The sequence below is a fragment of the Delftia sp. WY8 genome (assembly GCF_018437695.1).
GTDB lineage: Bacteria > Pseudomonadota > Gammaproteobacteria > Burkholderiales > Burkholderiaceae_C > Comamonas > Comamonas tsuruhatensis.
Window position 1 is genome coordinate 4,102,832 of the sequence record NZ_CP049795.1, and the last position, 25,839, is coordinate 4,128,670.

At 68.5% G+C, this 25,839-nt stretch carries 25 protein-coding genes; 17 read left to right on the forward strand and 8 right to left on the reverse strand.

All coding sequences use genetic code 11. The features are described 5' to 3' along the window. Nucleotides 1-7: 7 nt before the first annotated feature. Entirely contained in the window at nt 8-1,972 is a 1,965-nt protein-coding gene (locus G4D77_RS18920) for an MFS transporter (protein ID WP_016454495.1), read from the forward strand. On the opposite strand, the gene G4D77_RS18925 is transcribed toward G4D77_RS18920, so the two are convergent. Continuing rightward, the gene (locus tag G4D77_RS18925) at nt 1,969-3,153 is read right to left on the reverse strand and encodes a saccharopine dehydrogenase family protein (RefSeq protein ID WP_154833281.1); all 1,185 of its coding nucleotides are present in this window, start codon (nt 3,151-3,153) and stop codon (nt 1,969-1,971) included. The genes G4D77_RS18920 and G4D77_RS18925 overlap by 4 nt on opposite strands. A gap of 310 nt (nt 3,154-3,463) precedes the next feature. Here G4D77_RS18925 and G4D77_RS18930 point away from each other — a divergent pair, with 310 nt between their 5' ends. The 7 genes from G4D77_RS18930 (at nt 3,464) to G4D77_RS18960 (ending at nt 9,987) form a co-directional block, all read left to right on the forward strand. Then, nucleotides 3,464-3,937, forward strand: a complete 474-nt coding sequence (locus tag G4D77_RS18930; RefSeq protein WP_012202471.1) for a YiaA/YiaB family inner membrane protein — start codon at nt 3,464-3,466, stop codon at nt 3,935-3,937. A 37-nt stretch (nt 3,938-3,974) separates the two neighbouring features. Continuing rightward, entirely contained in the window at nt 3,975-4,445 is a 471-nt protein-coding gene (locus G4D77_RS18935) for a hypothetical protein (RefSeq protein WP_016450357.1), read from the forward strand. Between the two features lie 8 nt (nt 4,446-4,453). Next, complete coding sequence (locus G4D77_RS18940; protein WP_026062678.1) at nt 4,454-5,272, forward strand: DUF2145 domain-containing protein; 819 nt, start codon at nt 4,454-4,456, stop codon at nt 5,270-5,272. A 67-nt stretch (nt 5,273-5,339) separates the two neighbouring features. After that, on the forward strand, nt 5,340-6,437 hold the full coding sequence (locus tag G4D77_RS18945; protein ID WP_154833283.1) for a zinc ribbon domain-containing protein: 1,098 nt from the start codon (nt 5,340-5,342) through the stop codon (nt 6,435-6,437). Between the two features lie 209 nt (nt 6,438-6,646). Further along, nucleotides 6,647-7,759 (forward strand): GGDEF domain-containing protein, encoded by a 1,113-nt coding sequence (locus G4D77_RS18950; protein ID WP_223275270.1) that lies wholly within the window; start codon nt 6,647-6,649, stop codon nt 7,757-7,759. Between the two features lie 193 nt (nt 7,760-7,952). Continuing rightward, entirely contained in the window at nt 7,953-9,113 is a 1,161-nt protein-coding gene (locus G4D77_RS18955) for a GGDEF domain-containing protein (RefSeq protein WP_227740886.1), read from the forward strand. Nucleotides 9,114-9,210: 97 nt separating this feature from the next. Beyond that, nucleotides 9,211-9,987 carry a D-apionate lactonase family protein gene (locus tag G4D77_RS18960; protein ID WP_017406527.1) on the forward strand — a complete coding sequence of 259 codons (777 nt, stop codon included), beginning with the start codon at nt 9,211-9,213 and terminating at the stop codon, nt 9,985-9,987. Between the two features lie 34 nt (nt 9,988-10,021). Here the strand turns inward: G4D77_RS18960 and G4D77_RS18965 are convergent, their stop codons facing one another. Both G4D77_RS18965 and G4D77_RS18970 read right to left on the reverse strand, forming a co-directional pair. Then, nucleotides 10,022-11,020 carry a Bug family tripartite tricarboxylate transporter substrate binding protein gene (locus G4D77_RS18965; RefSeq protein WP_016454503.1) on the reverse strand — a complete coding sequence of 333 codons (999 nt, stop codon included), beginning with the start codon at nt 11,018-11,020 and terminating at the stop codon, nt 10,022-10,024. Next, the gene (locus G4D77_RS18970) at nt 11,017-12,147 is read right to left on the reverse strand and encodes an aryl-sulfate sulfotransferase (protein WP_154833285.1); all 1,131 of its coding nucleotides are present in this window, start codon (nt 12,145-12,147) and stop codon (nt 11,017-11,019) included. Before G4D77_RS18970 ends, G4D77_RS18965 begins: the two co-directional genes overlap by 4 nt. 112 nt (nt 12,148-12,259) lie before the next feature. On the opposite strand from G4D77_RS18970, the gene G4D77_RS18975 reads away from it, so the two are divergent. Then, nucleotides 12,260-13,210, forward strand: coding sequence for a LysR family transcriptional regulator (locus G4D77_RS18975; RefSeq protein ID WP_016450365.1), 951 nt, complete (start codon nt 12,260-12,262; stop codon nt 13,208-13,210). Between the two features lie 36 nt (nt 13,211-13,246). Here G4D77_RS18975 and tgt read toward each other — a convergent pair whose 3' ends face one another. After that, complete coding sequence (tgt, locus tag G4D77_RS18980) at nt 13,247-14,419, reverse strand: tRNA guanosine(34) transglycosylase Tgt (protein WP_016450366.1); 1,173 nt, start codon at nt 14,417-14,419, stop codon at nt 13,247-13,249. Nucleotides 14,420-14,554: 135 nt separating this feature from the next. Here tgt and G4D77_RS18985 point away from each other — a divergent pair, with 135 nt between their 5' ends. After that, entirely contained in the window at nt 14,555-15,025 is a 471-nt protein-coding gene (locus G4D77_RS18985) for a universal stress protein (protein ID WP_016450367.1), read from the forward strand. Nucleotides 15,026-15,052: 27 nt separating this feature from the next. On the opposite strand, the gene G4D77_RS18990 is transcribed toward G4D77_RS18985, so the two are convergent. The 4 genes from G4D77_RS18990 to G4D77_RS19005 form a co-directional block, all read right to left on the reverse strand. Continuing rightward, entirely contained in the window at nt 15,053-15,514 is a 462-nt protein-coding gene (locus tag G4D77_RS18990; protein WP_026062676.1) for a hypothetical protein, read from the reverse strand. A 166-nt stretch (nt 15,515-15,680) separates the two neighbouring features. Continuing rightward, nucleotides 15,681-16,901 carry a phospholipase A gene (locus G4D77_RS18995; RefSeq protein WP_016450369.1) on the reverse strand — a complete coding sequence of 407 codons (1,221 nt, stop codon included), beginning with the start codon at nt 16,899-16,901 and terminating at the stop codon, nt 15,681-15,683. 88 nt (nt 16,902-16,989) lie between these two features. Continuing rightward, complete coding sequence (locus tag G4D77_RS19000; RefSeq protein WP_154833289.1) at nt 16,990-17,496, reverse strand: hypothetical protein; 507 nt, start codon at nt 17,494-17,496, stop codon at nt 16,990-16,992. Between the two features lie 18 nt (nt 17,497-17,514). Further along, nucleotides 17,515-19,584, reverse strand: coding sequence for an ATP-dependent helicase (locus tag G4D77_RS19005; protein ID WP_016450371.1), 2,070 nt, complete (start codon nt 19,582-19,584; stop codon nt 17,515-17,517). A gap of 281 nt (nt 19,585-19,865) precedes the next feature. Between G4D77_RS19005 and G4D77_RS19010 the strand changes: the two genes are divergently transcribed. From G4D77_RS19010 to G4D77_RS19040, 7 genes are all read left to right on the forward strand, one after another. Further along, the gene (locus G4D77_RS19010; RefSeq protein ID WP_026062675.1) at nt 19,866-20,624 is read left to right on the forward strand and encodes a hypothetical protein; all 759 of its coding nucleotides are present in this window, start codon (nt 19,866-19,868) and stop codon (nt 20,622-20,624) included. Continuing rightward, nucleotides 20,621-21,184: a GTP-binding protein gene (locus G4D77_RS19015; RefSeq protein WP_016450373.1), complete on the forward strand. Its 564-nt coding sequence runs from the start codon at nt 20,621-20,623 to the stop codon at nt 21,182-21,184. The genes G4D77_RS19010 and G4D77_RS19015 overlap by 4 nt, the downstream gene beginning before the upstream one ends. Next, nucleotides 21,181-21,582 (forward strand): roadblock/LC7 domain-containing protein, encoded by a 402-nt coding sequence (locus G4D77_RS19020; RefSeq protein WP_016450374.1) that lies wholly within the window; start codon nt 21,181-21,183, stop codon nt 21,580-21,582. Before G4D77_RS19015 ends, G4D77_RS19020 begins: the two co-directional genes overlap by 4 nt. A gap of 93 nt (nt 21,583-21,675) precedes the next feature. After that, complete coding sequence (locus G4D77_RS19025; RefSeq protein ID WP_016450375.1) at nt 21,676-22,035, forward strand: hypothetical protein; 360 nt, start codon at nt 21,676-21,678, stop codon at nt 22,033-22,035. A 124-nt stretch (nt 22,036-22,159) separates the two neighbouring features. After that, the gene (locus tag G4D77_RS19030) at nt 22,160-23,110 is read left to right on the forward strand and encodes an AEC family transporter (protein ID WP_016450376.1); all 951 of its coding nucleotides are present in this window, start codon (nt 22,160-22,162) and stop codon (nt 23,108-23,110) included. 108 nt (nt 23,111-23,218) lie between these two features. Next, a complete protein-coding gene (locus tag G4D77_RS19035; RefSeq protein WP_213757721.1) occupies nt 23,219-24,838 on the forward strand; it encodes a glycosyltransferase family 39 protein in 1,620 nt (539 codons plus the stop codon). Then, the gene (locus G4D77_RS19040) at nt 24,835-25,839 is read left to right on the forward strand and encodes a glycosyltransferase family 2 protein (protein ID WP_016454509.1); all 1,005 of its coding nucleotides are present in this window, start codon (nt 24,835-24,837) and stop codon (nt 25,837-25,839) included. Before G4D77_RS19035 ends, G4D77_RS19040 begins: the two co-directional genes overlap by 4 nt.

Consider the following 25,839-nt stretch of genomic DNA (forward strand, 5'->3'; position numbering starts at 1 on the left):
AGACAAGATGTTCCAGCAAGAGACCGGCAGCCCGTCTGCCCCCACCGCAACGGCCGGCGCCGTGCCATCGGCCGCGCACGAGCACCCCAACCAGTTCGCCCTGCTGGGCCAGCGGCGCTTTGCGCCGTTCTTCTGGACGCAGTTTTCCGGGGCGGCCAACGACAACCTGTTCAAGTTCGCGCTCACCGTGATGGTGACCTACCAGCTCAGCGTCTCCTGGCTGCCTTCGGCCATGGCGGGGCTGGTGATCGGGGCGCTGTTCATCCTGCCGTTCCTGCTGTTCTCGGCCACCTCGGGCCAGCTGACGGACAAGTGGGACAAGACGCGCATGTTCCGCCTGGTCAAGAACCTGGAGATCGCCATCATGGCGCTGGCCGCCTGGGGCTTCATCCAGGCCAATGTGCCCTTGCTGCTGGGCTGCGTCTTCCTGATGGGCCTGCACTCCACGCTGTTCGGCCCCGTGAAGTTCGCCTACCTGCCCCAGGTGCTCAGCGAGCGCGAGCTGACGGGCGGCAACGGCATGGTGGAGATGGGCACCTTCGTGGCCATCTTGCTGGGCAACGTGGCCGGCGGCCTGCTGGTGGCCGTGCCCGAGGTCGGCCATCTGCAGGTGGCCGTGGCTTGCCTGGCGCTGGCGGTGATCGGGCGGATCTTTGCGCAGTTCATCCCCAATGCGCCGGCCACCGATCCGCACCTGGTCATCAACTGGAACCCCTTCACCGAGACCTGGCGCAACCTGCAGCTGGCCCGAGAGCAGCCCGCCGTGTTCCGCTCGCTGCTGGGCATCAGCTGGATGTGGTTCTTCGGCGCCGTGTTCCTGGCCCAGTTCCCCAGCTTTGCCAAGGAGGTGCTCCATGGCGACGAGCATGTGGCCTCGCTGCTGCTGGTGGTGTTTTCCGTGGGCATCGGCACGGGCTCGCTGCTGTGCGAGGTGTTCAGCCGCCGCCATGTGGAGATCGGCCTGGTGCCGCTGGGCGCCATCGGCATGAGCGTGTTCGCCGTGGACCTGTTCTTTGCCTCGCGCGCACTGCCGGCCTCCGAGCTGATGGGCGTGGGTGCCTTCTTTGCCCAGCCCGCGCACTGGCGCGTGATGGCCGACCTGGGCATGCTGGCCCTGTCGGCCGGCATCTACAGCGTGCCCATGTACGCGCTGATCCAGATGCGCAGCCAGCCCACGCACCGCGCGCGGATCATCGCAGCCAACAACATCCTCAACGCGCTGTTCATGATCGCCTCCAGCGTGCTGGCCGGCGCGCTGCTGGCCGCAGGTTTCAGCATTCCCCAGGTTTTCCTGATCACGGGCATTGCCAATGCCGTGGTGGCTGCCTACATCTTCTTGCTGGTGCCCGAGTACCTGCTGCGCTTCGTGGCCTGGGTGGTCTCGCGCTTCGTGTACCGCTTCAAGGTGCAGGGCGACGAGCACATCCCGGCCACCGGCGCGGCCATCCTGGCCTGCAACCATGTGAGCTTTGTCGATGCCGTGCTGCTCATGGCTGCCAGCCCCCGGCCCATCTACTTCCTGATGGACCACCGCATCTTCCGCGTGCCCCTGCTGGGCTGGCTGTTCCGCCTGGCCAAGGCCATCCCCGTCGCGCCCCAGAAGGAAGATCCCGCCACCTACGAGGCTGCGTTCGAGCGCGCCGCCCAGGTGCTGCGCGAGGGCGACCTGCTGGCCATCTTCCCCGAGGGCGGCATCACGCGCGACGGGCAGCTGCAGGAGTTCCGTGGCGGCATCATGAAGATCGTCGAGCGCGCCCAGGCCGATGGCCTGCAGGTGCCCGTGGTCCCCATGGCGCTGACCAATCTCTGGGGCTCGTACTTCAGCCGCATCGAGCAGGGCGGCGCCATGGTGCGGCCCTTCCGCCGTGGCCTGTTCAACCGCGTGGGCCTGAACGTGGGCCAGCCCATGGCCCATTCCGAGGTGCAGCCCGCGCTGCTGCGCGAGCGCGTGCAGCGGCTGCTGGCGGCTTAAGAGGGGTTCTGTTCCTCCACCGTGAAGCTCAGGCCGGCATTGGCCTTGAGCCTGGCGATGAGCGCGTTGCCCATGGCAGGCGCCGTGGTCCAGATGCCGCCGGGCGTGTCCGGGGCGTCCTGCAGCAGGCAGACGGCGGCCTCGGTGATCATCTTGGACGTGGAGCCGTAGCCCGGATCGCGGTCGCCCTTGACGCCCACGCGCAGGCTGTGGCCGGCCGTATCGGTGCCGATGAACAGCACGTCGTAGAAGCCCGATTCGCGCTCTTCGCGCGATGGCCCCTCGCCAGGCTTGGGGCCGTCGTCCGCGCCCAGCGACTTGTCGGCCGCCACGGCGTTGGCCAGGGCCTCGCCCTTTTCGCCCGCGCCTGTGACCATCATCTCGTCGTAGACAAAGTCGGCGCCATAGGCATGGCCCAGCAGAAAGTTGGAGCGGTGCACGTTGCGCGTGTTGATGGCCGCCATCACGAAGGGCGCCACCCACAGGCCCAGCACCTGGTCCACCATGGGCTTGCTGCCCGAGGGCTGGCGCGGGCCCTCGAAACCCGGCGTGAGCGAGAACGGATTGCGCAGCAGATCCAGCACGCCCGGCTGGGCGGCGGCCGCCGCCATGGTGGCCTTGAGGCTGGCCGCCGTGCCGCCCGAGAAGGTGCCCTTCATCTTGCGTACCCGGCCCCGCACGCGCTGGGCGGGCTGGCCGAAGCGGGCCTGCATCTCTCGCTGCAGCATGAACACGCCCAGGTCGAAGGGAATGGAATCGAAGCCGCAGGAGAACACGATGCGCGCGCCGCTGGCCCGGGCTGCGGCCTCGTGGGCATCGATCATCTGGCGCATCCACGCTGGCTCGCCGCACAGGTCCACATAGTCCACGCCGGCGCGGGCGCAGGCGGCCACTAGTTCGTTGCCGTAGAGCTGGTAGGGGCCCACCGTGGTCAGCACCAGGCGGGCCTGCTCCATCAGCGCCTGCAGGCTTGCGGGATTGCCGGTGTCGGTCACCACCAGCGGGGTATCGGCGGGCGCGCCCAGCTCGTCGCGCACGGCCGCGAGCTTGGCGGCATTGCGCCCGCCCATGGCCCAGCGCAGGCCGCTGCCTGCGGGGTAGCGCCTGAGCAGGTACTCCACCACCAGCCGGCCCGTGAAGCCGGTGGCGCCGTGGACGACGAGGTCAAAGGGTTTGGTCATGGGAGATCTCCATCAATCAGCGTGGCGAACGTGCGATTGCCCGCTGCACTGCAGCCGGGGTGGGCGCATTGTCTGTGGCGCGCCGCAGGGTTCCTGTCGCCCAGGTGCCGTGCCCGATGTCCTGTGTGCTGGTGTCACATGCAGGAACTTTTTGGGGTGTAAACAACAGTCAAAAACTTGAAAAGTACCGTTTGAAGATACTCGATGGCCTGTGTCTGGCCACTGTTACGGTTGAATGCAGACACGCAAGTTACGTCTGGGCACCATGCGTCCCGTGTTCAACCAATGCCCTTGAGGGGCACCTCGGCAAATGTCCTCTTCTCCCATCGTCGTTCAGCGTGATACCCGGGCCTGGCAACTGCAGGTGTGGGTGTCGTTCGGCATTGCGGTCTCGCTGTGCGCCATCGGCCTGGCATGGCTGCCCGGCGAGCAGCTGGAGCAGGCCTTCATGGTGATGGGCTATGTGTTCTGCCTCTCGGCCGCCTTCGTGCTGGCCAAGTTCGTGCGGGACAACGAGGGCGGCCGCAGCGGCGCAGGCGACACGCCCATGTGGAAGCTGGTGGTCTGGGGCGGCTTTGCCGTGTCCATGGCGCTGACCGGCTGGGGGCTGGTGAGCATGGACATCAACGTGACCTACAAGGCCTTCCTGGGCGTGAGCTGGCTCTATCTCATCACCACCGCCTTCACGCTGGCCAAGATGCTGCGTGACCGCCACGAGGCCGACCTGGCGCAGGCCCGCATGCATGGCCGCCGCGAGGCCGCGCAACCGGCCGACGCCGAGTGATGCCCACCCCTTCCCCGCATTTCCAGGAGTCCAAGCAATGATGGTCAACCAATCCGTTTTCACGCGCCTGCCGCGTGCCCTGCTGGCCGCTGGTGCGCTGTGCGCAGCCCTGGCCATGGCGCCTGCCCATGCGCAAAGCGAGGCCTCGGTGGCGCTGTCCATGCTGCCCGTGGCCTCCGTGGTGGGCACGGCTTCGGTGGCTTCGGCGGCCGCTGGCGCCGTGGTGGCCGTGCCTGCCGCTTTGTCGGTGGGCGGCGCGGTGCTGACAGTGAAGGCAGTGCAGGCCTCGGCCACGGGCACGGTCTACCTGCTGGAGCGTGCCTCCGACGGCGCCCAGGCCAGCGTGGAAGTGGTGGGGCGAGGCGCCTCCGCCTCGGCTTACGCCGTGGGCACGGTGCTGACCTGCAGCGTGATCGGCACGGGCGTCATCATCTCGGCGGCCGGCAAGGTGCTGGCCTTCATCCCCAACGAGATGGGCAAGGCCCTGCTGCACAACGAACGCCTGTGATGCCCGCCATGAAACCGCCGCTTTCTCCTTCCCCTGCAGCCCGTGCCGCCTGCCTGGGTCTGCTGCTGGCCGCCGCGCTGGGCACGGCCCATGCAGGGCGCAGCTGCGAGGACAAGCCCCTCACGCCCCAGTCCCTGCAAAAGGGCCTGGACCTGGCCCAGCGCACATCCCAGGCGCTGGATGCCGAGTACGCGAAGAACGGCACCCGTGTCGTGCTGCTGGCGCGCGTGGGCCAGGACCTGAGCAAGTACGACCTGCACTACTCGCACTACGGCTGGGCCTACAGGACCCCCGAAGGCCCCTGGCGCGTGGCGCACAAGCTCAACGAATGCGGCACGGCCGGCGGCCATGTCTACCGCCAGGGCCTGGGCGAGTTCTTCCTGGACGACCTGTGGCGCTACGAGGCCGGCGTTCAGGTGCCCACGCCCGCCGTGCAGCAGGCGCTGTGGACCTTTCTGACCCAGCCCCAGACCGTGCTGCGCCTGCAGCACGAGCCCTACAGCATGGTCAGCTACGCCTGGGGGCAGCGCTACCAGCAGTCCAACCAGTGGGCCACCGAAACCCTGGCCGCCGCCATGGAGCCGGCCACGGTGCAGCGGCGCCAGCAGGCCCAGGCCTGGCTGCAGTTCAAGGGCTACGAGCCGGGTGTGCTGGTCATCCGCGCGCTGTCGCGGCTGGGCGGGCGCGTGACGGCCGCCAACATCGCCTTCGACGACCATCCCAACGACAAGCGCTATGCCAGCCGCATAGAGACCGTGACCGTGGAATCGGTGACGCAGTGGCTGCAGCGCAGCCAGCTGGCGGGTCCGGTGCGCGTGCTGCCCTGAGTCGGACCGGCTCTTCCTCCGCCTGCGGTCTTCCTCGGCCGCAGGCCACTGAAACAGGAGTTTCCCCATGAGCAAGGCCCTGCGTCTGCCCGAGAAATGGTTCCGCCGAGGCCTGTGGCTGGTGGCGGTGGTGTTCGCGTCCTTCCTCATCGGCCTGGGCGGCCTGGTGGTGGGCGACCTGCCCCAGGTCGAGTCGCCGCGCACGGTGGAGGACTTCATCGCGCCCGAGGCGGCCGAGCCCGTGAAGGCCGAGATCAAGGCCGCCGATGCCGACCACGACAAGGCGGAAACGGCGCTGGAGAACGCACGGCTCAAGTACCAGGCCGCGCAGTCGCGCTACCGCTCGGCGCGCGAGACCTTCGACAACTGGGTGGCCACGCGCCGTGCCACCGCCCGGCCCGAGCAGGACAGCGAACTGCTGTCGCGCACCCAGGTGCTCGATGCCATCAAGCAGGAAGAGAACACCGCCCGCGCCTCCGTGGAGCGGCTGCAGGATACGAGCCTGCGGGCGCGGCAGCGCCTGGACGTGGCCAACCGCCAATGGGACGATCTGCGCGACGGGGCCATGGAGGCCTGGCGCAAGGAGATGCGCGCCGTCGAGCTGCGTGTCTTTCTCTACCGCCTGGCGCTGACCCTGCCGCTGCTGCTGGCGGCCGGCTGGCTGTTCGCCAAACAGCGCAAGAGCACCTGGTGGCCCTTCGTCTGGGGATTCATCTTCTTTGCGCTGTTCGCTTTCTTCGTTGAACTTGTGCCGTACCTGCCCGACTACGGCGGCTACGTGCGCTATGTGGTCGGTATCGTGGTGACGGTGCTGCTGGGGCGCGCGGCCATCCTGGGCCTGAACCGCTATCTTGAAAGGCAAAAGCAGCAGGAATCGCTGCCGGAGACGCAGCGGCGCCAGGAACTGGGCTACGACGTGGCCCTGGCCCGCCTGGCCAAGGGCGTGTGCCCGGGCTGCGAGCGCCCCGTGGATCTGAAGGACGGCGCCATCGACTTCTGTCCCCACTGCGGCATCGGCCTGTTCGACCGCTGCGGCAGCTGCAACACCCGCAAGAGCGCCTTTGTACGCTTTTGCCACAGCTGCGGCGCCCAGGCCGATGGCCACAGCAGAAAGGCGGGTGCGGTGCTGCCCCGGGCGCAGGAGCCCGGGCCGGCGCCAGGCTGAGCCGGCCTGGCCGTCAGGGGCTCCAAGCCCCTTGAAGCTGCACGGGGTTGTGGTACACCATGGCTTGCGCGCTCGGCCGGGGCGCAGATGTCTTCAGCGAGGATGCCATGTCACGCCAGCTGCCGTATCCCCCACAACACACGCCAGCGCAACCCGCCCACCCACCGGCCGGCGGGTCCGCCCATGTCCTTCCCCTTGCGGCCTGGGCCGTGGGGGCTGCCCTTCTGGCAGGTCATGTGCTGGCGGGCCCTTCTTCATGGAAAGCATGGGCGGCCTACGCCGCGCTGTCGGCATTGGCCGGCATGGCCTGGATCTGGCGCTGCCATGCAGCCGGCTTGCCGCTGACCCGGACGCTGCGCGGCCATGGCTGGATACAGGCCACGATGGCCTTGCTGCTGGCGGCATGGCAGCCGACCCTGGCCTGGGCTTGTGCCCTGCTGTGGCTGGCGGCCGTCGCCTGGCTGCCCTGGGATGGCGAGCGCGAGCAGGCGCTGCATCTGCCCACGGGCCAGGTGGTGGTGCTGTGCGCCATGCTGGCCATGCTCTGCGCCGTGGTGGTGGCCAGGCCCATGCCGCAGATGGCGCCGGGCCCGGTCGCCGTGCGCATCCTGTGGCTGGCCAGCGTGCTGCTGCCGCTGGCCGTGCATGCGCTGGCGCTGTGGCAGGCGCTGAGCCGCATGCAGCGCCAGTACACCGAGGAGCTGGCGCAGCTGTCGAGCTATTGCGGCCAACTGGCCGACGATGTGCAGCAGTTGCAAAAACGCGTGGGCTCGCTGCAATTGCCCACGGGGCGCGACACACTCACCGGCGTGGCCAATTACGCGCGTTTGATGGATGTGGTCGATGGCCTGCGCGAACGCCATGCCCGCAAGCCCGAGCCGTTTTGCGTGGTGCTGCTGGAGCTGGACCCGTGGGTGGAGCGCGTGGGTGTTCACCAGGCCTACAAGGGCCCCTCGCTGCAGGACCGCGTGCTGCTCATGCTCAGCGGCCTGCTGGTCACGCATCTGCGCACCGTGGACGGCATAGGCCGCTACCGCGACGACACCTTCATGCTGGTGATGCCCGATACCGCCTCGGTCCAGGCCGTCTGGGCCCTGCAGCGCGTGCGCGAGGGTGTGCGCCAGCAGCGCTGGAGCGAAACGCCCATCCCCGATCCCGACAAGGACCCGCTGACCCTGACCCTGGCCGTGGCGGAGTTCCAGGCGGGCGAGACCTCGGAGCGGCTGGTGCAGCGGGCCGAGGCAGCCCTGTTGCATGGCCGCGCCTGCGGGCGCAACCAGATCGTGGTGGCTGAGGATGTGCGGCCGCCGCGCGCGTCCTAGACGCACAGCCTGCGATAGGGCCTGTTCATCCCCTGCGGGGGAGCGCGCTCCTCGGGATTTCCCGGATGCGGTCACAATGGGCGCCCATCGGGGCCGCCGGCCCGCCGCGCTTCATTGCATGCCCGTGCTTTCCTCCATTTCCCGGAATCTTCCCGACCGCCTCCTTTGGGGGCCGAAGCCGGCGTCACCGCTGGTGGACGAGGCGCTGCACCTGGAGCGCTGGAAACGCCGCACCTGGCAGCTGCACATCTCCGTGCTGCTCAGCCATCTCTATGCGCTGCTGCTGTTCCTGGGCCATGCATGGGCCGGCTACGCGCCCTGGCCCGTGGTGCTGGGCTATGGACTGTGGGTGGCGGCCGGCATGGGCTTCATCACCTGGGCCTATGCCAGCGACTGGTGCCACAAGCTGCGCGATCCGGGCATGTTCCTCACGCACCAACTGGTGTCCATCATCGGCGTGCTGGGCATGGTCATGGCGGCACCCGCCCTGGCGTTCCAGTCGATGGTGATGCTGATCGCCTTCAGCGCCGACGGTTTTCTCGCGCGCAGCCGCACCAGCTTCTGGCTGACGTGGATAGGCACCCTCGTTGCCGTGGCCGCCATCATCTGCTGGCGGGGTCCGCTGATGCGCATGACCACGGACACGGCTGCGGGCCAGCTGCTGGCCTTCGGCGTGGTGCTGGGGGCCGTGGTGCGCTGCAGCGTGCAGGCGACCTTCTTTCGCAGCATGCAGTACCGGCTGGGCATCGCCAATGACAAGCTGGCCGCTGCGCTGGCGCAGATCGAGGCCTTGCTGCGCCATGACGACCTGACCGGCGTCAGCAATCGGCGCGGCGTGATGGAGCGGCTGCACGAAGTGCGCACCGCAGCCCAGGAGCGTGGCGAGGTGCTGTGCGTCGCGTTGCTGGACATAGACCACTTCAAGCGCATCAACGACAGCTTTGGCCATGAAGGCGGCGACCGCGTGTTGCGCGCTTTCGGCGCGCTGCTGAAGTCGCAGCTGCGCAGTACAGATGGCGTGGGCCGCTATGGCGGCGAGGAATTCCTGCTGGTGTTGCCGGACACCGGCCTTGCCCAGGCCGGCGAATTGCTGGAGCGCCTGCGCCTGCGCATTGCCGAGGCTCCGTGGACGCACACCCTGGGCGATGGCGCCCGCGTCACCTGCACGCTGGGCGCGGCGCAGTACCGCACGGGCGAATCGGTGGAGGCCACCATCGCGCGCGCCGATGCGGCGCTGTACCGAGGCAAGGCCCAGGGCCGCAACTGCACGGTGCTGGAGCCGCAACAGGCCCCGCAGGCCTTGAGCGGCGCACCGGCTCCCCGGACTGATGCCGGAATGCCTGACCGCTTGTGAGTGCAGCTCACGACGAGTGACAGAAAACATCGTTATTCATGCGCACCGATCGTCCATAGCATCGGCATCCATGCTCGGAATGGACAAGGGTGCAAATATGAACCAATGGTTCGCTGAAATCGCCGGCAACGGGCCCGAGGGCGCTGGCATCGTGGTGTCTGCGCAAGGCTGGGATAGGCATCTGCAGTCCGGCCCCCGCCAGTTGCAGGCCGGCCCGCTCCGCGCCGAACTGGCCGACGGCGGCCTGCGCAATGTCCGCTATGGCGGCGTCGACATCCTGCGCTCCATGGCCTTTGTGGCGCGCGACGGACAGGGTGACCGCTGTGTGCATGGCGCGGGCGAACTGAGCCTGCGCGAGCGGGCCGGCCGCTTCGAGGCCTTCTACGAAACGGTGGTGGACTGCGAGGAGCTGAGCCTGGCCTGGCGCGTGCGCATCGTGGGTTCGGCGCGCGGACTGAGCTTCACGTGCTGGGCGCGTGCCCAGGGGGATGTCGACGGCGGCCTGCAGCGGGGCCTGCGCGCCGGGCGGGCGGGCCTGGAGCTGGTGTATCCGCTCAAGGTCCTGGCTGGCCGGCCCGTGCATGTCCAGCATGTCGATGGCAGCGCCGAAACCACCGTGCTGCCCGAGCCCGATGCGCTGCAGCGCCTGTCGCAGCTGTCTGGCATCGCCCATGAGCCCGCACCGGGCCTGCAGGTGGATTGCCGCCTGGAAGGCGCCGAGTTCGAGATGCTGGGCCAGCGCTGTGGCGGCAAGGCTTTTTTCCGGCTGCAGCCGCGCGCGTTGTCTCCTTCGCCCTCCTACCCGTTGACCCGGGGCCGGACCCTGGTGCAGATGGCCGGCCTCTCGTTTGTCTCGCCCGGCGCCCTGCAGTAGCACCGCAAGCAGCGCCTGGCCGGGCCTGGCCGGGTCAGCCTGTGCCTTGCAGGCGGGCGGCCTGCACGGTGGCCTCCAGCAGCTTTCTCTCCCTTTGCAGGTGGGCGGTGAACTGGGCTTGCTCCATGACCATGGGCTTGAAGCCGGCCTCGGCCAGCTTGCGCACCAGTTCCGGCTCGGCCAGCACGGCGGCGGTCTCCCGGGCCAGGCGCTCTGCAATGCGGGCATCGGTGCGGGCTGGCAGCAGCAGGCCTTGCCAGGCTTCGACATCGAACGCCTGCCAGACCGCCGTGTCCGACAGGCTGGGTGTCTGCGGCAAGGTGGCGGCCCGCTGGCGCGATGTCACCCCCAGGCCGCGCAGCTTGCCCTCGCGCACGAAGGATTGGACCAGGGCCACGGGCAGCACGGCCAGGTCGATCTGCCCGCCTGCCAGCTCGGTCAGCGCCTGCGGGCCGGATTTGTAGGGCACATGCGTCCATGACAGGCCGGCCTGCTGCTGGAGCATTTCGGCCGTCAGGTGCAGGCTGGTGCCCACGCCGTCGGTGCCCACGGTCAGCCGGCCCGGTTGCTGGCGTGACAGCTGCACCAGCTCGGCCGCCGTGGCGGCCGGCAGGTCGGGGCGGCCTGCCAGCACGAAGGCCGAAGAGGCCACGGGCGCCACGGGCAGCAGCTCCCTGAGGCCGTCATAGCGAAAGCGTTCTGGCGAGACCAGCGGCGCGATCAGCACGCAGCTGGCCACGCCAAACAGCACGGTGTGCCCGTCGGGCCGGGCCTTGATGACACGCTGGGTGGCGATGGTGCCCGAGGCGCCCACCGTGTTCTCTATGACCACGGGCTGGTGCAGCCGCTCGGCCAGCCTCGGCATGACCAGGCGTGCGGCCACGTCCACGCTGCCGCCTGGCGAAAAGGGCACCACCACGGTCAGCGGCTGGCTGGGCCAGGCGTCGGCCCCAGCCGTGGAGGCGCGGGCTGCCGGCGAAAGCCAGGGCGCGCCCAGCATCCAGGCCGCCAGTTGCCTGCGGTTGAGGCTCATGCCAGCCTCCCGGCAGCGCCCAGCCAGGGCAGCTGGTCCGCGTGGTAGCGCCAGGTCTGGAACACGCTGTTGAGTCTGCCGGGGCCGGTGCGGCGCGCTGCGGCATCGGGATACTCGGCGAACCAGGGCAGGATGTATTCCCAGACCACTTCCCCCGCAGGCGTGACCTCGAAGAGCCGGCCCGTGGCCGATTCGGTGATGTGGGTGTTGCCGTTCCACAGGCGCTGGGCATTGCCCATGAAGGCGGTGTAGAAGGCGTTGACCATCTCGTCCTGGTAGCTCCAGACCACGCGGTGGTCGACCGGATCGATCTCCACCACGCGCGAGAAGGCCACGTGGGCGCCTTCGCGGAAGTTGCCGTTGTCGAAGGCCAGGATGTGGCCGTTGGCCAGCGCCACGGGCGCATGCTGGTGCGAGACCACGGAAGGCGGAATGTGCAGCGTCACCGCGCCGCTGGCCTTGTCCACGGCGATGATGCCGGAGGTGGTGCGCAGGCTCATGAGCACGCTGCCGTCGGCCCTCACGCCCAGGCCATTGACCAGCGGCCAGTGGTATCGGCCAAAGCCCGGGTGGATGGGGAAATCCTCGGGCTCCAGGTGCTCCCAGGCCTTCCACTCCCAGACCAGGCGGCCGCTGCGGTCCACCTCGCGGATCACGTCGCCGTACATCACCTCGCCGGTTCCGTGCGCGGTGCCGCCGGGCACGCGTTCGGCAAAGCCCGCAGGCACGGGCGCGCAGGCGGCATAGAGCAGGTGGCCGTTGGGCAGCCATTGCGCGTCATGGTGGTGGTCCGGGTCCTCGTGGCGCCAGACGATCTCGCCCTGCGGCGTGACCTCGTAGAAATCGCCGCCGTGCCACATGGACCACGGCGCATAGCGGTCGGGCGAGCGGGGATGGTTGCCGTTGTAGCCCAGGTTGCCGTTGGGCAGGATCACGGCATGGCGGCCCGCGCGCACGGGCAGCTTCCATTCATGGGCCACGCGGCCTTCGATGTCCACCAGGTAGACATGGCCGTCGGCCGTCTGCGGCGCGATCAGGGTGTAGCCGCCGGCCGAGAGGGCGGGGTCGTGGGCGATGAGTCCGACGCCGCGGCGGCGCTGGGTGACTTGGTCTACGGTGCTTGCCATGGGCTGCTTTCAAAGGAGGGCGGGGAATGAGCGCCACTGTAGGCAGTCGCAAGCGTCAGGAATAGCTGTTTGTTTTGGATGAGGTGTCAGATAAAAATTTACACTCCGCGCCATGCCCGCAATCTCCCAGGCCTTTCGCTGTTTTGACGAGGTGGCGCGCCGTGGCTCGGTGCGCAAGGCCGCCGTCACGCTGCACCTGACGGCGGCCGCCGTGAACCAGCAAATCCTCAATCTGGAGGCCCAGGTCGGCGTGCCGCTGTTCGACCGCCTGCCGCGCGGCATGCAGCTGACAACGGCCGGGGAGCTGATGCTGGCGGCCGTGCGGCGCAGCCAGCGTGACTTCGACAACGCGCTGGCCCAGGTGGAGGACCTGCGCGCCCTGCGCCGGGGCCATGTGCGCGTGGGCGTGTCCCATGCCACGGCCGAGTACCTGCTGCCGCTGGTGATCTCCAGCCTGCATGCACGCTATCCGGGCATCACCTTCAGCGTGCGCTCGGGCACGGGCGAGGAGCTGCTGCGCGGCGTTGCGCAGGGAGAGATCGATGTGGCCTATTGCCTGCGCCGCCCGCCGCCGCCCGGCGTGCAGGAGGTGCGGGCCTGGCCCCAGCCGCTGGGCGCGGTAATGGCCCCCGGTCATCCGCTGGCCACCGAGCCGCGCCTGCTGCGCCTGCGCGATTGCGTGGCCTATCCGCTGATCCTGATGGCGCCGGGCATGGAGCTGCGCAGCATGCTGGAGCAGATGGACAGCGCAGCCCTGCACCAGCAGCGGCCGCTGGTGGAGACCAGCTCCGTGCCCATGGTGCGGCGCCTGGTGGCCGGCAGCACGGCCCTGGGATTCCTGGTGCCCGACAACGTGGCCGAGGATGTGGCGGCCGGCCGCCTGCTCTGGCGGCCCCTGCACGATGCAGGAGCACAGCTGCCAAGCTGTCTGTACCAGCGCATCGGCTACACCAGGGCGGCAGCCATGCGCCTGTTTCTGGACGAGCTGGAGCGCGTGGCCGACGAGATGCGCGCCGGCTTCGAGACCGGCGTGTCCTGGTCGCTCAAGGATATGGCGACCTGAGTGATCTGAGCGACTCGAGTAATCGGCTGAGGGGCGTCAGACGCCCCGGGCGCGCTCGGCCTTGAAGCGTGCGCGCATTTCAGTGAAGTTGCCCGCCTCCAGCGCATTGCGCACTTCCTGCATCAGGTTCAGGTAGTAGTGCAGGTTGTGGATGGTGGTGAGCATGGGGCCCAGCATCTCGCCGCAGCGGTCCAGATGGTGCAGGTAGGCGCGCGAGAAGCCGTCGCGTCCGCCTTGCTCCCAGCTCACGCCGCTGGCGCCGGCGCAGGCGTGGCAGGTGCAGCTGGGGTCCAGCGGCTGGTGGTCGGTCTTGTGGCGGGCATTGCGGATCTTCAGGTCGCCATAGCGCGTGAAGATGGTGCCGTTGCGCGCATTGCGCGTGGGCATGACGCAGTCGAACATGTCCACGCCGTCGGCCACGCCCTGCACCAGGTCCTCGGGCGTGCCCACGCCCATCAGGTAGCGCGGCTTGTGGGCCGGCAGGCGGTGCGGCGTGTGGGCCATGATGGCCAGCATCTCGTCCTTGGGCTCGCCCACCGAGACGCCGCCCACGGCGTAGCCGGGGAAGTCCATCTCGACCAGGGCCTGCAGCGATTCCTCGCGCAGGTTCTCGTACATGCCGCCCTGCACGATGCCGAACAGCGCGTTGGGGTTGCCCAGGCGCTGGAATTCGTCGCTGGAGCGCTTGGCCCAGCGGCGGCTCATCTCCATGCTCTTGCGTGCCTCGGCCTCGGTGGTCTTGTGGCCGTTGGTCTCGTAGGGCGTGCATTCGTCCAGCTGCATGACGATGTCCGAGTTCAGGATCGTCTGGATCTGCATGCTGACTTCGGGCGACATGAACAGCTTGTCGCCATTGACCGGGCTGGCGAAGTGCACGCCTTCCTCGGTGATCTTGCGCATGGCGCCCAGGCTCCAGACCTGAAAGCCCCCCGAGTCGGTGAGGATGGGCTTGTCCCACTTCTCGAAGCCGTGCAGGCCGCCGAAGCTCTGCATGATGTCCAGCCCTGGGCGCATCCACAGGTGGAAGGTGTTGCCCAGGATGATCTGCGCGCCCATCTCCTGCAGGCTGCGCGGCATCACGCCCTTGACGGTGCCATAGGTGCCCACGGGCATGAAGATGGGTGTCTGCACCACGCCGTGGTTGAGCGTGAGCTGGCCGCGGCGCGCGTGGCTGGAGGGATCGGTCTTGAGCAGGTCGAATTGCAGCATAGCCCTCCATTGTCCCAGATGGCCGCATGCGCGTGTCGGACGCGCCGCGACTGTCCCCGGAGCCCGTCCGGCTTAGCCGGCCCGCGTCTACACTGGGATGGTTGCGATTCGCCAGCTACAAAAAAGGAGGTCTGCATGCTGAAGATCATGATTGCCGTCGACGGGTCCGAGCCCTCGCTGGATGCCGTGCACCACGCCATCTCCCTGGTGCGCCAGGGCCTTCAGGCGCATTTCGTGCTGGCCCATGTGCAGCAGGAGGCCTCGCTGTTCGAGCTGGCCACGCAGGACTCGGACATGATCGCCGCCGCCAGCGTGGACGCCGGTATGCACCTGGTGGCGCCGGCCGTGGCCCTGGTGCGGGCTGCCGGCATTTCCTACGAGGTGGAGATCGGCCTGGGCGAGCCCGCCGCCGCGCTGGCCGACATTGCCGAGAGCACGGGCTGCGAGCAGATCATCATCGGCGCGCTGGGCCAGGGCGGCCTGCGGCGCGTGCTGATCGGCTCGGTCTCGCGCGAGGTGGCGCGCAACAGCCGGCTGCCGGTGACCATCGTCAAGCATGCCGAGCCGCGCGATGAAGATGAGGAGCAGGACCTGAGTCCCGAGTGAGGCCGCGCCGGGCAGGCGCGCGGGCCTTCAGGCAGCCCGCCGCTGCTGGCCCTGATGGCTCTGGTGCCGGCCTGCATGGGCGCCGTAAGCTCCGTAGGCGCCGTGGGCACCATGAGCGTGCGAATGCGCGTGGGGCTGCAGCTTGCCGTGCGGCAGGCTGGCCAGGCGCTGGAACATGCGGCGGCAGTAGCCGCGTATGCCCAGGCATTTGTTGATCTCATCCACCGGCAGGGGCCCGGAGACCACGACGATGCTGTCGGCCTGGTCCCAGTCGCCGGCCGCGCGCAGCCGCCTGCGCGTGCACAGCGCCCAGGCATGGATGCGCGTGGGCGAGCCATGCTCATGGACCTGGCCCGTGACCAGGTCGAAGGCAATGGCCACCAGCTCGGTCCTGAGCCGGCAGCGGCGCTCGCCCGTGATGGCACTGGGCGTCTCGCGCATGTCGTACAGGCAGTAACTGCCGGCCTTGAGCTGGTATTGCAAATCCATGGCGGACCTCCGCGGTTCGTTCTGGGGCGGGTTCCGGGCCTGCCTGCAAAGGCCCGGGGCATCGGCGCATTCTGACGCATGGCCCCGGCCGCTGGCAATGCAGCCAGCGGGGCGGGGCTTCCCCGCGAAGGGCAAGCGGCAAAGCGTGCCCGCGAGGGCCGGCCTTCTAGAAGTCCAGAAGGCTGAAGCCCACGCTGAGCACGGTGCGCTTGTAGTTGTAATCGATCAGGCTGTCACCGTATCCGCTGAAAAGCTGGACATGCAGGCGCAAATTGCTCTTGCCACCGTTCCATCCTTCGCCTAGGGTGCGCAGCCATTCGACGCGGCCGGAGCCGCGGCCCTGGCCCAGCGAGCCGCGCGCAGTGAAGCCCAGATAGTTCTGCGCATTGACGTTCCAGCCCAGTTTCACCTCGCCCCGGCCTATGTAGTCCTGGATGCGCGGGTTGTCGTCGTGCTCGGCGCTTTCGCGGATGCGCTGCCAGGCTTTGGCGTGCAGCTGCCAGCGGTTGTCCAGCTCGAAGCCGGTCATCAGATACCAGCGGTTCCAGCTGCGCGACAGCGGATCGCTCTGGCCGTTGGACTGGTGCACCAAGCCCACGCCGCTGTAGCGCCAGCGCCAGCCGAAGGGCAGCCGGGCATCGGTGGGGTAGACGTAGAAGATCTCGGGCTCGTGGTCCGTGTTGCGGAAGGGCCGCGAGATGGCGGGGCTGAACAGCTGCCAGTACGACTGCTGGGTGTAGCCGACCCACAGCGAGTCCTTGCCCGCCGAGGTGCTGCCGGTCAGCAGGCCCTGGGCGACCTTGGTGCGCACGGACAGCTGCACGCGCATTTCCTCGGTCTTGTAGGGCTGCGACTGCGCAGGGTCCTTGCCGGGCGTGGTGGGCTGCCGGTTGACATGGTCGGCCGTCACCACGGACACGGACATGGGCCGATAGCCGCGGAAGCTGAAGGTACCGCAGTCGCTGCCCGGTTCCAGCTCGTAGTAGCGCGACAGCTCGCTGTAGCGCGGGTCGCGGCAGCCGCCGTTGGTGGGGGTGGTGGGCAGCGCCAGGCCCTGGCCGCTGTCGGCCGTCACCACGGGGGCGGGCGTGGGCAGGGCGCCAGGATCGGCTGCGGCGCTGGCGGCCGGAGCACTCCAGCCGGTGGCCGGCGGCGCGGTCAGCGGTTGCTGCTGCTGTGCCCAGGTGTCGAAGCAGGCCAGGCGAGACTGGTTGTCCGTGGTGGCGGCGCACTGGCGCCAGGCGTCCTCGGACAGGGGGCGGGGCGCGGTCTGCGCCTGGGCGCCGAGCCAGGGCGTGGCGCCCAGGCCCATGGCCAGGGCCCACTGCAGGGGTGTCGGCGTGCGGCTTGGGCGCTTGCGGCGATCCAGGTGTGGAGGATTCGTCATGGCAGGGGTCCGGTGATGGAAGGAGCGAAGAGTAAGGGGTAATGAGTGAAGAGGCAGCAGGGGGCTCGTGTGCAGGCTCGGGGGCCGGTCAGGGCGTGAGCTTGCGCAGCACGAAGGGCCGGGGCGCGGCATCCTCGCCTTCGAGGTAGTTGCCGCGGATCTCGCGGGCGCAGCTGCCTTCGACGACATCGCCCAGCCAGGTGGCGGTGATGCGCTTGCCGTCGGCGCTTTCTTCCAGCGTGATGTGGTCATCGGCCACGTCGCCGACCATGGGCCGGGTGTCTGCGCCGCGCGCGATCGTGCCCTTGACGTTGCCCTTCCACTGGGGGTGCGGCCCCAGCTGCAGGCGCACGGGCTGGGCCTGGCCTTCGACCGTGCCGGTCCATTCGCCCTGCAGCTGGCTGTCCTTCATTTCCTCGCCCTCGGGGCATGAGAGAGGGGGCTGTGCGGAGGCTGTGCGGGCGGCCTTGGGTGCGGCCTTGGCCTGGGCGGTGGACTGTGGGGTGGCCTGGGCAGTGGGCTGCAAGGCGGTGCTGGAGCAGGCGGCGGTCACGGCCACCAGCGCCAGGCTGAGAACGGGGCGGTAAAAACGCATGCGGTGTCTTTCGGGGAATCAGGAGTCGGCGGGCGTGGACTGCTGTGCCTTGAGCGCGAACTCGGCGCGCAGCTGGCGCAGCTTCTCGCGCGGGTCTTCGCGCGAGGTGGCGGCGTCCAGGCCCATTTCCTTGATGAAGCGGCTGGGCAGGGTGGAGACCATCTCGCGGCCCTTCTTGCGGCGCTTGGTCCAGCTCACGGCCAGCGATCGCCGGGCGCGCGTGATGCCCACGTACATGAGGCGGCGCTCTTCCTGCAGGCGCTGGGCCGTCTCGTCGCTGACCTTTTGCTGGCGGCCATCGTCGTCGTCGAGCTTGAAGGGCAGCATGCCCTCGGTCACGCCGACCAGCATCACATGCGGCCACTCCAGGCCCTTGGAGGCGTGCAGCGTGGACAGGATGACCATGTCCTGCTCCTTCTCGCGCTCGCTGATGGTGGACAGCAGGGCGATGTTGCGCGCCACCTCCAGCAGGCTCTTGACCTCGGTGTGCGTGGTCGTGCCCGCCGCATCCTCGATCTGGCCGCCGGCGCGCTGGGCCATCCAGTCGCAGAACTCCAGCACGTTGCTCCATCGCGCGGCGGCCACCGATTCGCTGTCCTCGCTGTCGTAGAGGTACTGCTCGTAGCCGATCTCCTTGAGCCAGTCGAGCATGAAGCCGCGCGACTGCTCGGCGCCCAGCGTGTGGCGGGCGCGGTATTCGAGGTCGTTGATGTAGCGGCCGAACTCCAGCAGGCTGTCATGCGCCTTCTTGGGCAGGGCCGCTTCCAGCATGTGCGCGAACAGGGCGCCGAACATGCTGAGCTTGTGCTGCGAGGAAAACTCGCCCAGCTTGCCCAGCGTGGTGTGGCCTATGCCGCGCTTGGGCGTGCCGATGGCGCGCAGGAAGGCGGGGTCGTCGTCGTTGTTGATCCACAGCCGGAACCAGGCGCACAGGTCCTTGATCTCGGCGCGGTCGAAGAAGCTGGTGCCGCCCGAGACCTTGTAGGGAATGTTGGCCTTGCGCAAGGCCTTCTCGAAGGGCTTGGCCTGGTGGTTGGCGCGGTAGAGGATGGCGAAATCCTTCCAGTCCGGCGGCGGGTTGCTGGCCGCGCGCAGGCTCTGGATGCGGGCCACGGCGCGCTCGGCCTCGTGCTCCTCGGTGTCGCAGTCCACGATGCGCACGGGCTCGCCTTCGCCCAGCTCCGAGAACAGCGTCTTCGGATAGAGCTTGGGGTTGGGCTGGATCACGTTGTTGGCCGCACGCAGGATGGCCGAGGTGGAGCGGTAGTTCTGCTCCAGCTTGATCACCTTGAGCTGCGGGAACTCCACCGGCAGCTTCTTGAGGTTGTCCAGCGTGGCGCCGCGCCAGCCGTAGATGCTCTGGTCGTCGTCGCCCACGGCCGTGAAGTGGGCCCGGCTGCCCACCAGCAGCTTGAGCAGCTCGTACTGCGTGGCGTTGGTGTCCTGGTATTCGTCCACCAGCACATGGCCCAGCAGGCGCTGCCATTTCTCGCGCACCTCGGCGTGGTTCTTGAGCAGGCGCATGGGCATGCCGATCAGGTCGTCGAAGTCCACGCTCTGGTAGGCGGTCAGGCGCTCTTCGTAGCGCTGCATGATCAGCGCCGTGCTGCGTTCGTTGTCGTCCTGGGCCATGGCCAGGGCCTTGCGGCTGTCCCAGCCGGCGTTCTTCCAGTTGCTGATGGTCCATTGCCACTGGCGCGCCGTGGCCAGGTCGGTGGTGCCGCCCGAGCAGTCCTTGAGGATGCCCGTCACGTCGTCGGCATCCAGGATGCTGAACTGGGGCTTGAGGCCCAGCACATGGCCGTCCTCGCGCACCATGCGCACGCCCAGGGCGTGGAAGGTGCAGACCAGCACATCCTTGGCCTGTCGGCCGATGAGGCCGGCCGCGCGCTCGCGCATTTCGGCCGCTGCCTTGTTGGTGAAGGTGATGGCTGCGATGCGCCGTGGCGCCATGCCCGTCTCGATCAGGCGTCCGATCTTGTGCGTGATCACGCGTGTCTTGCCCGAGCCCGCGCCGGCCAGGACCAGGCAGGGGCCTTCGGTGTAGTGGACGGCCTGGAGCTGGGCCAGATTGAGTCCTGCGGACATGGGTGCGTTGCGCGGGGAAAGGCGTGAAAGTGAGGGAAGCGGGAGCATACCGCTTCGGGGGGCGGGGCCGTCCGGGCAGGTGTAAGCACCCTTGGAATTCGGCGACAAATCTCGCGACCCGCGGGGAGCTGTCTGTGGCTGTACAGCCACCGATAGAAAAGTTCACATTGATGGGTGTGATTGTTGAGCGAAAACTATCGAAAATATCAGCGCTCGCCTATATTTGCTCCAGGCGACCTCGATCTGTTCATTTCCCGCTGCTATCCGGGGAGGCGTTGAAGTTGGCTCGCACTACCGATGAGATTGGCCTGGCTGCCGAGCTGTGGTCGCCGCTGCTCAAGCAGCGTTTTGAGACATTGTTTGCCGTGGCGTCCCGCAAGTCGCTGCGCGGCTGGCGGCAGGTGCCCCTGGTCAGCGCCCAGGTGCTGGTGGTGGACGGCAGCCTGCCCGTGCCCGAGGCGGCCGGATGGCTGCCTTGCGTGGTCTATGTGGGCGGTGTGCCCCAGGGGCAGCACCTGGAACGCACGCCCCAGCGCCTGGCCACCTATCTGGATCTGGATTTCACGCTCTCCGACCTGATCGACATGCTGGACCGGGCCGCCGTCTTTCTCATGGACTGGACGGTGCGCCAGCAGGTGGCGTCCTCGCAGACCCTGGTGCGCGCCCTGGATGACCTTCGGCAGCAGGCTGAGGGCTGCCGCTATCAATTCCGGCTCAAGGCATGGGTGGCGCTGCCCGCGCCCTGGAACAGTGCCGAATCCCTGCGGGCCCTGGCCATGCTGTGCCGTGGCCCGATGGATGTGGCCACACTGTGCGAGCACAGCGGCATGGAGCCTGCCGCCGTGGCCGAACTGCTGCGCCACCCCCGGCTGCGCGGCACGCTCGATTGCAGCCTGAGGCCGGCCCGTGCGGACGATCCAACGCCGCTGGGCGGCCACCGCGCGCAGGCGCACGGGGCTGCCACTGTCGTGGCGCCAGGCCTGTCGCGCCAGTGGGTGCAGCGGCTGACCGGCTGGATACGCCGCGGAGGGCAGGCATGAGCATGTGGATGAGCGACCAGCCCGGTGCGGGACTGGTGCGGGTGAGCCTGATCGGCCCCATGGGCATCGGCAAGACCACGGCGCTGCGCAGCCTGTGCGGAGCGCTGATGGCCGCAACGGATGTGCCCAATCTCGACCGGGCCGCCCATTCCAAGGAGTTCACCACCGTGGGCGCGGAGTTCGGCGAGATCGATCTGGGCGAGGGAATGCGGCTGCAGCTGGTGGGCAGCCCGGGCCAGGACCGCTTCGACTTCGTGCGCCGCTGGGTGCTCAATGCTTCGGTGGGCGTGCTGCTGATGGTGGATGTGGGCGATGCCTCGGCGCCGGACTATGCCGCGCAGCTCCTGTCCGAGATCGCCACCCTGGAGGTCGAACCCCAGGTGCTGCTGCTCAGTTGCCGTGACGCCAGCGAACAACAGCAGGAGGCGTTCAGCACCGCCTTGGCCGATCGAGGTCGCGGTATAGTGCCTGTCATCCAGGCGGACCCCCGTGACCGGCAGCAGTTGCTGGATGCGCTGGGGGTGCTCGTTTCCTTGCTTTCCTTGCAAAGTCAGGCATGAAGACACCAACGCATCCCCAGATTTCCTCCACCGTGATCGAAGCTGGCCAAGTTGCACTCAATCGCGTGGTGGCGCCTCTCGAGGGCGTGCATATCGCCTTGCTGTGCACGCCCGATGGTTTCGAGATCACGGCCCTGCGGGTCAAGAGCGAGCTGCCGACGGAGCGCCTGTCTGCCATGGCGGGCTCGCTGATGGCCATGGCAAAGGCCGTGGCCGCCGAGATAGGCCACAAGTCCTGCCACCGCCTGACCTTCGAGACCGAACTGGGTACCGTCCTTTTCCAGGCCGTGGGCGGCAGCCACCCGGCCATCCTGTGCATGGTGGTCGATCAAAGCGCCCTGCTGGGACGTGCGCTGTGGGCCGCGGGCGAAGTGGCCGGCGATCTGTCCCGTCTCTGACCCCCGTATCCGATTCAAGAGTTTTCTCCCCCGAGGAGCGGGCGCGATGAGTCCATCGCATCGCCTGCCCTTGCTATTTGAAAGAGGTGGCATATGGCTTCGATACATGATTCTCTGAACGGCCTGCTGGGCATCGATGGCGCCCTGTGCGCAGCCCTGGTGGACAGCACCAGCGGCATGCTGATGGGCAGCGCGGGCTCCGGCCTCGACATGGAGCTGGCCGCCGCCGGCAACACGGAGGTGGTGCGCGCCAAGCTCAAGACCATGCGCATGCTCAAGCTGGACGATGCCATCGACGACATCCTGATCACCCTGACCCACCAGTACCACGTCATCCGGCCCGTGGCCGCCCATGAAGGCGTGTTCTTCTACCTGGTGCTGGACAAGAGCCGCTCCAACCTGGCGCTGGCCCGCCGCAAGGTGCAGGAGATCGAAAAGGACCTGGCACTCTGAGAGCGCCCGCGCTCTTGCCGCCAGACCTGCCGGAGACGGATTCCGGCAGGTTTTTTTTCGCCCGCCGTCACCGGTGCGCCACGGGCGCGCAGCGTACGCGCCGGCTTGCTGCCAGAATCGCCGCGTGCTGTCCGTCCTGCTGATCACCTTCCCCTTCTTCGCTCTCGTGGCCTGCGGCTTCGCAGCCACCTGGCGTGGCGTGCTGCCGCAGGCGGCGATACCGGGGCTCAACGCCTTCGTGCTGTATTTCGCGCTGCCCTGCATGCTGTTTCGCTTTGGCGCGCAGACGCCGATCGCGCAACTGCTGGATGTGGGCGTCTCCGTGGTCTACCTGCTGTGCGCGCTGCTGATGGTGGGCGCCACCGTGGCGCTCACGCTGCGGCGCGTGGGCTGGAACGATGCGGCCTTCGGCGCGCTGGTGGCCGCCTTCCCCAATACCGGCTTCATGGGCGTGCCCATGCTGGTGGCGCTGCTGGGTGAGCGTGCGGCGGGCCCGGTCATCGTCACCATGGCCATCGACATGGTGGTGACCACCTCGCTGTGCATTGCGCTGTCGCGCCTCGGAATGCCGGGCGGGCACGGTGTGACGGTGGCATTGCGCCGCGCGCTGGCGGGCATGGCCTCCAACCCCATGCCCTGGTCCATCGTGCTGGGCGCAGTGGCGTCGGCGGCGGGCTGGACGCTGCCCGGCCCCATCGACCGCACCGTGGCCATGCTGGCGGGCGCGGCCTCGCCCGTGGCGCTGTTCACCATAGGCGCCGTGCTGGCGCGCTCGCAGATGAACAGCCATGAGCGCGTGGCCGCGCGCGACTACGTGCCCATCGCGCTGGCCAAGCTGCTGGTCCATCCGCTGCTGGTCTGGGCCGTGGCCCGCGCGGCCATGGCGCTGGGCCTGCCGCTGGGTGAGGAGGCCTTCGTGGCCCTGGTGCTGCTGGCCGCACTGCCCAGCGCCAGCAATGTCTCGCTGCTGACCGAGCGCTTCGGTGCGCATGGCGGGCGGGTGGCCCGCATCATCCTGGTGTCCACGGTGCTGGCCTTCCTGAGTTTCTCGGGTGCCGTGGCGTTGATGACCTGAGCAGGTCCGAGCGGCAGGCCTGGGCAGGCCCGGTCAGTCCAGGCCTGTCGGCAGGCTGGCGCTCTCTACAATCGCGCCCATGTTTTTTCACCACCTCGACGGGATTGCATGAAACCCTCCCCCTCTGCCCCGGCCGGCGCCCCCACGGGCGCGGGCCTGCTCTGGATGGTGACGCTGGCCTGCCTGCTCTGGGCCCTGGTGTCCTGGCTGGCCAATGGCAACCTGGACGGCTACCACGACATGCTGGAGAACTATGCCTGGTCCCAGCCGCTGCAGCTGGGCACGCACAAGCACCCGCCGTTCTTCGCCTGGGTGGTCGGCCTGTGGTTCATGGTGTTTCCGCAGAACGACGCCTTCTACCGCCTGCTGTCCTATGCCAATGTGGGCGTGGGCCTGTGGGGTGTCTATGTGCTGGGCCGGCGCCTGGGGCTGGCGCGCCTGGCGCCGCTGGGGGCGCTGCTGCTGCTGTGGTGCTTCCCGTATACGACGCTGGCCGGCAAGTTCAACGCCAACAGCCAGCTGCTGTCCCTGTGGCCCTGGGCGGCGGCCCTGCTGCTGGCCAGCTGGCAGGAAAAGGGTGTGCGGGGCCTGACCTTCAGCGTGGCCCTGGGCGTGGTCTCGGCCGCCTGCATGCTCAGCAAGTACTACAGCGGCGTGTTCCTGGCCGGCTTTCTGCTGCCCATCCTCCTGGTTCGCGAAGGTCGCCAGTGGCTGCTCACTCCCAGGCCCTATGTGGCGCTGGCAGCCTTTGGCCTGGCGCTGGCGCCGCATGTGGCCTGGATTGCCCACCACCAGTGGGTGACGCTGGGCTATGCCATGGACCAGGGCGGCGGGCAGGTGGTGTGGAGCTATGTGCTGCGCTTTGCGCTGGCGCCCATCTTCTACTGGCTGCCGGCCTGGCTGGCCGTGTGCCTGATGTATGGCTTCATGCAGGCCCGCCAGCAAGGCGGTGGCTGGCTGCGCTGGAGCGCGCGCTTTCTGCGCCGCAGCTGGGCCTGGCAGGGGCGGGGCGACACCTTGTTCTGGCTGGCCCTCATGCCCTGGCTGACGACGCTGGGCTTTGGCGCCACAGGCGTGGTGGAGCTGTCCACGCCCTGGGCCATTCCCATCGGCTATGCCTTCGTGCTGCTGTGGCTGCGCAACCTGGACGCCGAGGCGCCTGCCGCGACGCAGGCCGCCCTGGCCGCGCTGCGCCGCGCCTGGTGGCCGAGCCTGGCCGTGGTGCTGGTGATTGGCGTGGCCGCGGGTTGGGGCAATGCGCGCAAGAGCAGTTCCGACTACTACCGGCCCGCGGCCGATGCGGCCCAGGCCATCGTGCTGTCCTGGAACCAGCGCCACCCGGAGCAGCCGCTGCAGTGGGTGGGCGGCGACTGGGCGGAAAACGCCATGCTGTCTTTCTATGCCCAGCCGCATCTGCGCACCATTCCCGGCCTGCCCGACAGCGAATATGCGCGCGTGCTGGCGCTGCCGGACTGGCGCCAGCAGCCCGGGCTGCTGCTGTGCCCGCGCGGCCCGGTGGCCAGCGAGCCCGGCCCAACCGCGAAATCGCGCGATTGCGAGCGGCAGGCGCAGGCCTGGCTGGCGAAGCTGGGCCTGCCGCAGGAGCCGCGTGTGCTCACGCTGCAACGCTCGGGCTGGCGTTTTCCTGTGCCCACACCTTATGCGTATGCGGTTTTTGATGTGTTGCCGCGCGCGGGCAGCCAGCCCGCTGACAATGCTGGCCTATGACCGAATTGCATGCTGACATTGCTCCGGCCGCTCCCAAGGGAATGCTGCCGCGTGCGCCGCTGCGGCTGAGCTGCGTGGTGCCGGCCCACAATGAAGAGGGGAACCTGGAGGCGTTCCTGCGCGCCCTGGACGCGACCGTGCGCACGCTGACGCCCGACTACGAGCTGATCGTCGTCAACGATGGCAGCCGCGACGCCACGCACGAGATCGCGCTGCGCATGGCGCAGGAGCTGCCCGTGCGCTACCTGGCGCTGTCTCGCAACTTCGGCAAGGAGGCGGCCCTGTCGGCCGGCATAGACCATGCGCGCGGCAATGCCGTGGTGCTGATCGACGCCGACTTCCAGCATCCGCTGCAGATGTTGCCCCAGATGTGCGAGCTGTGGCAGTCCGGCTACGACATGGTCTATGGCGTGATCGCCGACCGGGGCGCCGAAAGCGGCGCCAAGCGGGTGGGCACCAACCTGTTCTACCGGCTCATGAATGCCGGCAACCTGGTGAAGATCCCGCCCAATGCCGGCGACTTCCGCTGGCTGGACCGCTGCGTGGCCGACGCGCTCAAGGCCCTGCCCGAGAGCCACCGGTTCATGAAGGGCCTGTACGCCTGGGTGGGCTTCAAGGCGGCGGCACTGCCGTTCGTGCCGGCCGACCGCACGGCCGGGGCGTCCAGCTTCAATTTCCGGCGCCTGGGCTCGCTGGCCCTGCTGGGGCTGACCTCGTTCACCACCTTGCCGCTGCGCGTGTGGAGCATCGTGGGCGGGATGATCTCGCTGGCGGCCCTGCTCTACGGGCTGTGGATCACCATGGAGACGCTGATCTTCGGCAACCCGCTGGACGGCTGGCCCACGCTGGCGGCCAGCATCATGCTGTTCTCGGGCGTGCAGCTGATGTCCATCGGCATCCTGGGCGAGTACATCGGCCGGATCTATGACGAGGTCAAGCGCCGCCCCACCTACCTGCTGGCGCGCGACGAGGACCGCAGCCCGCTGGCGCCGCGGGAGTAG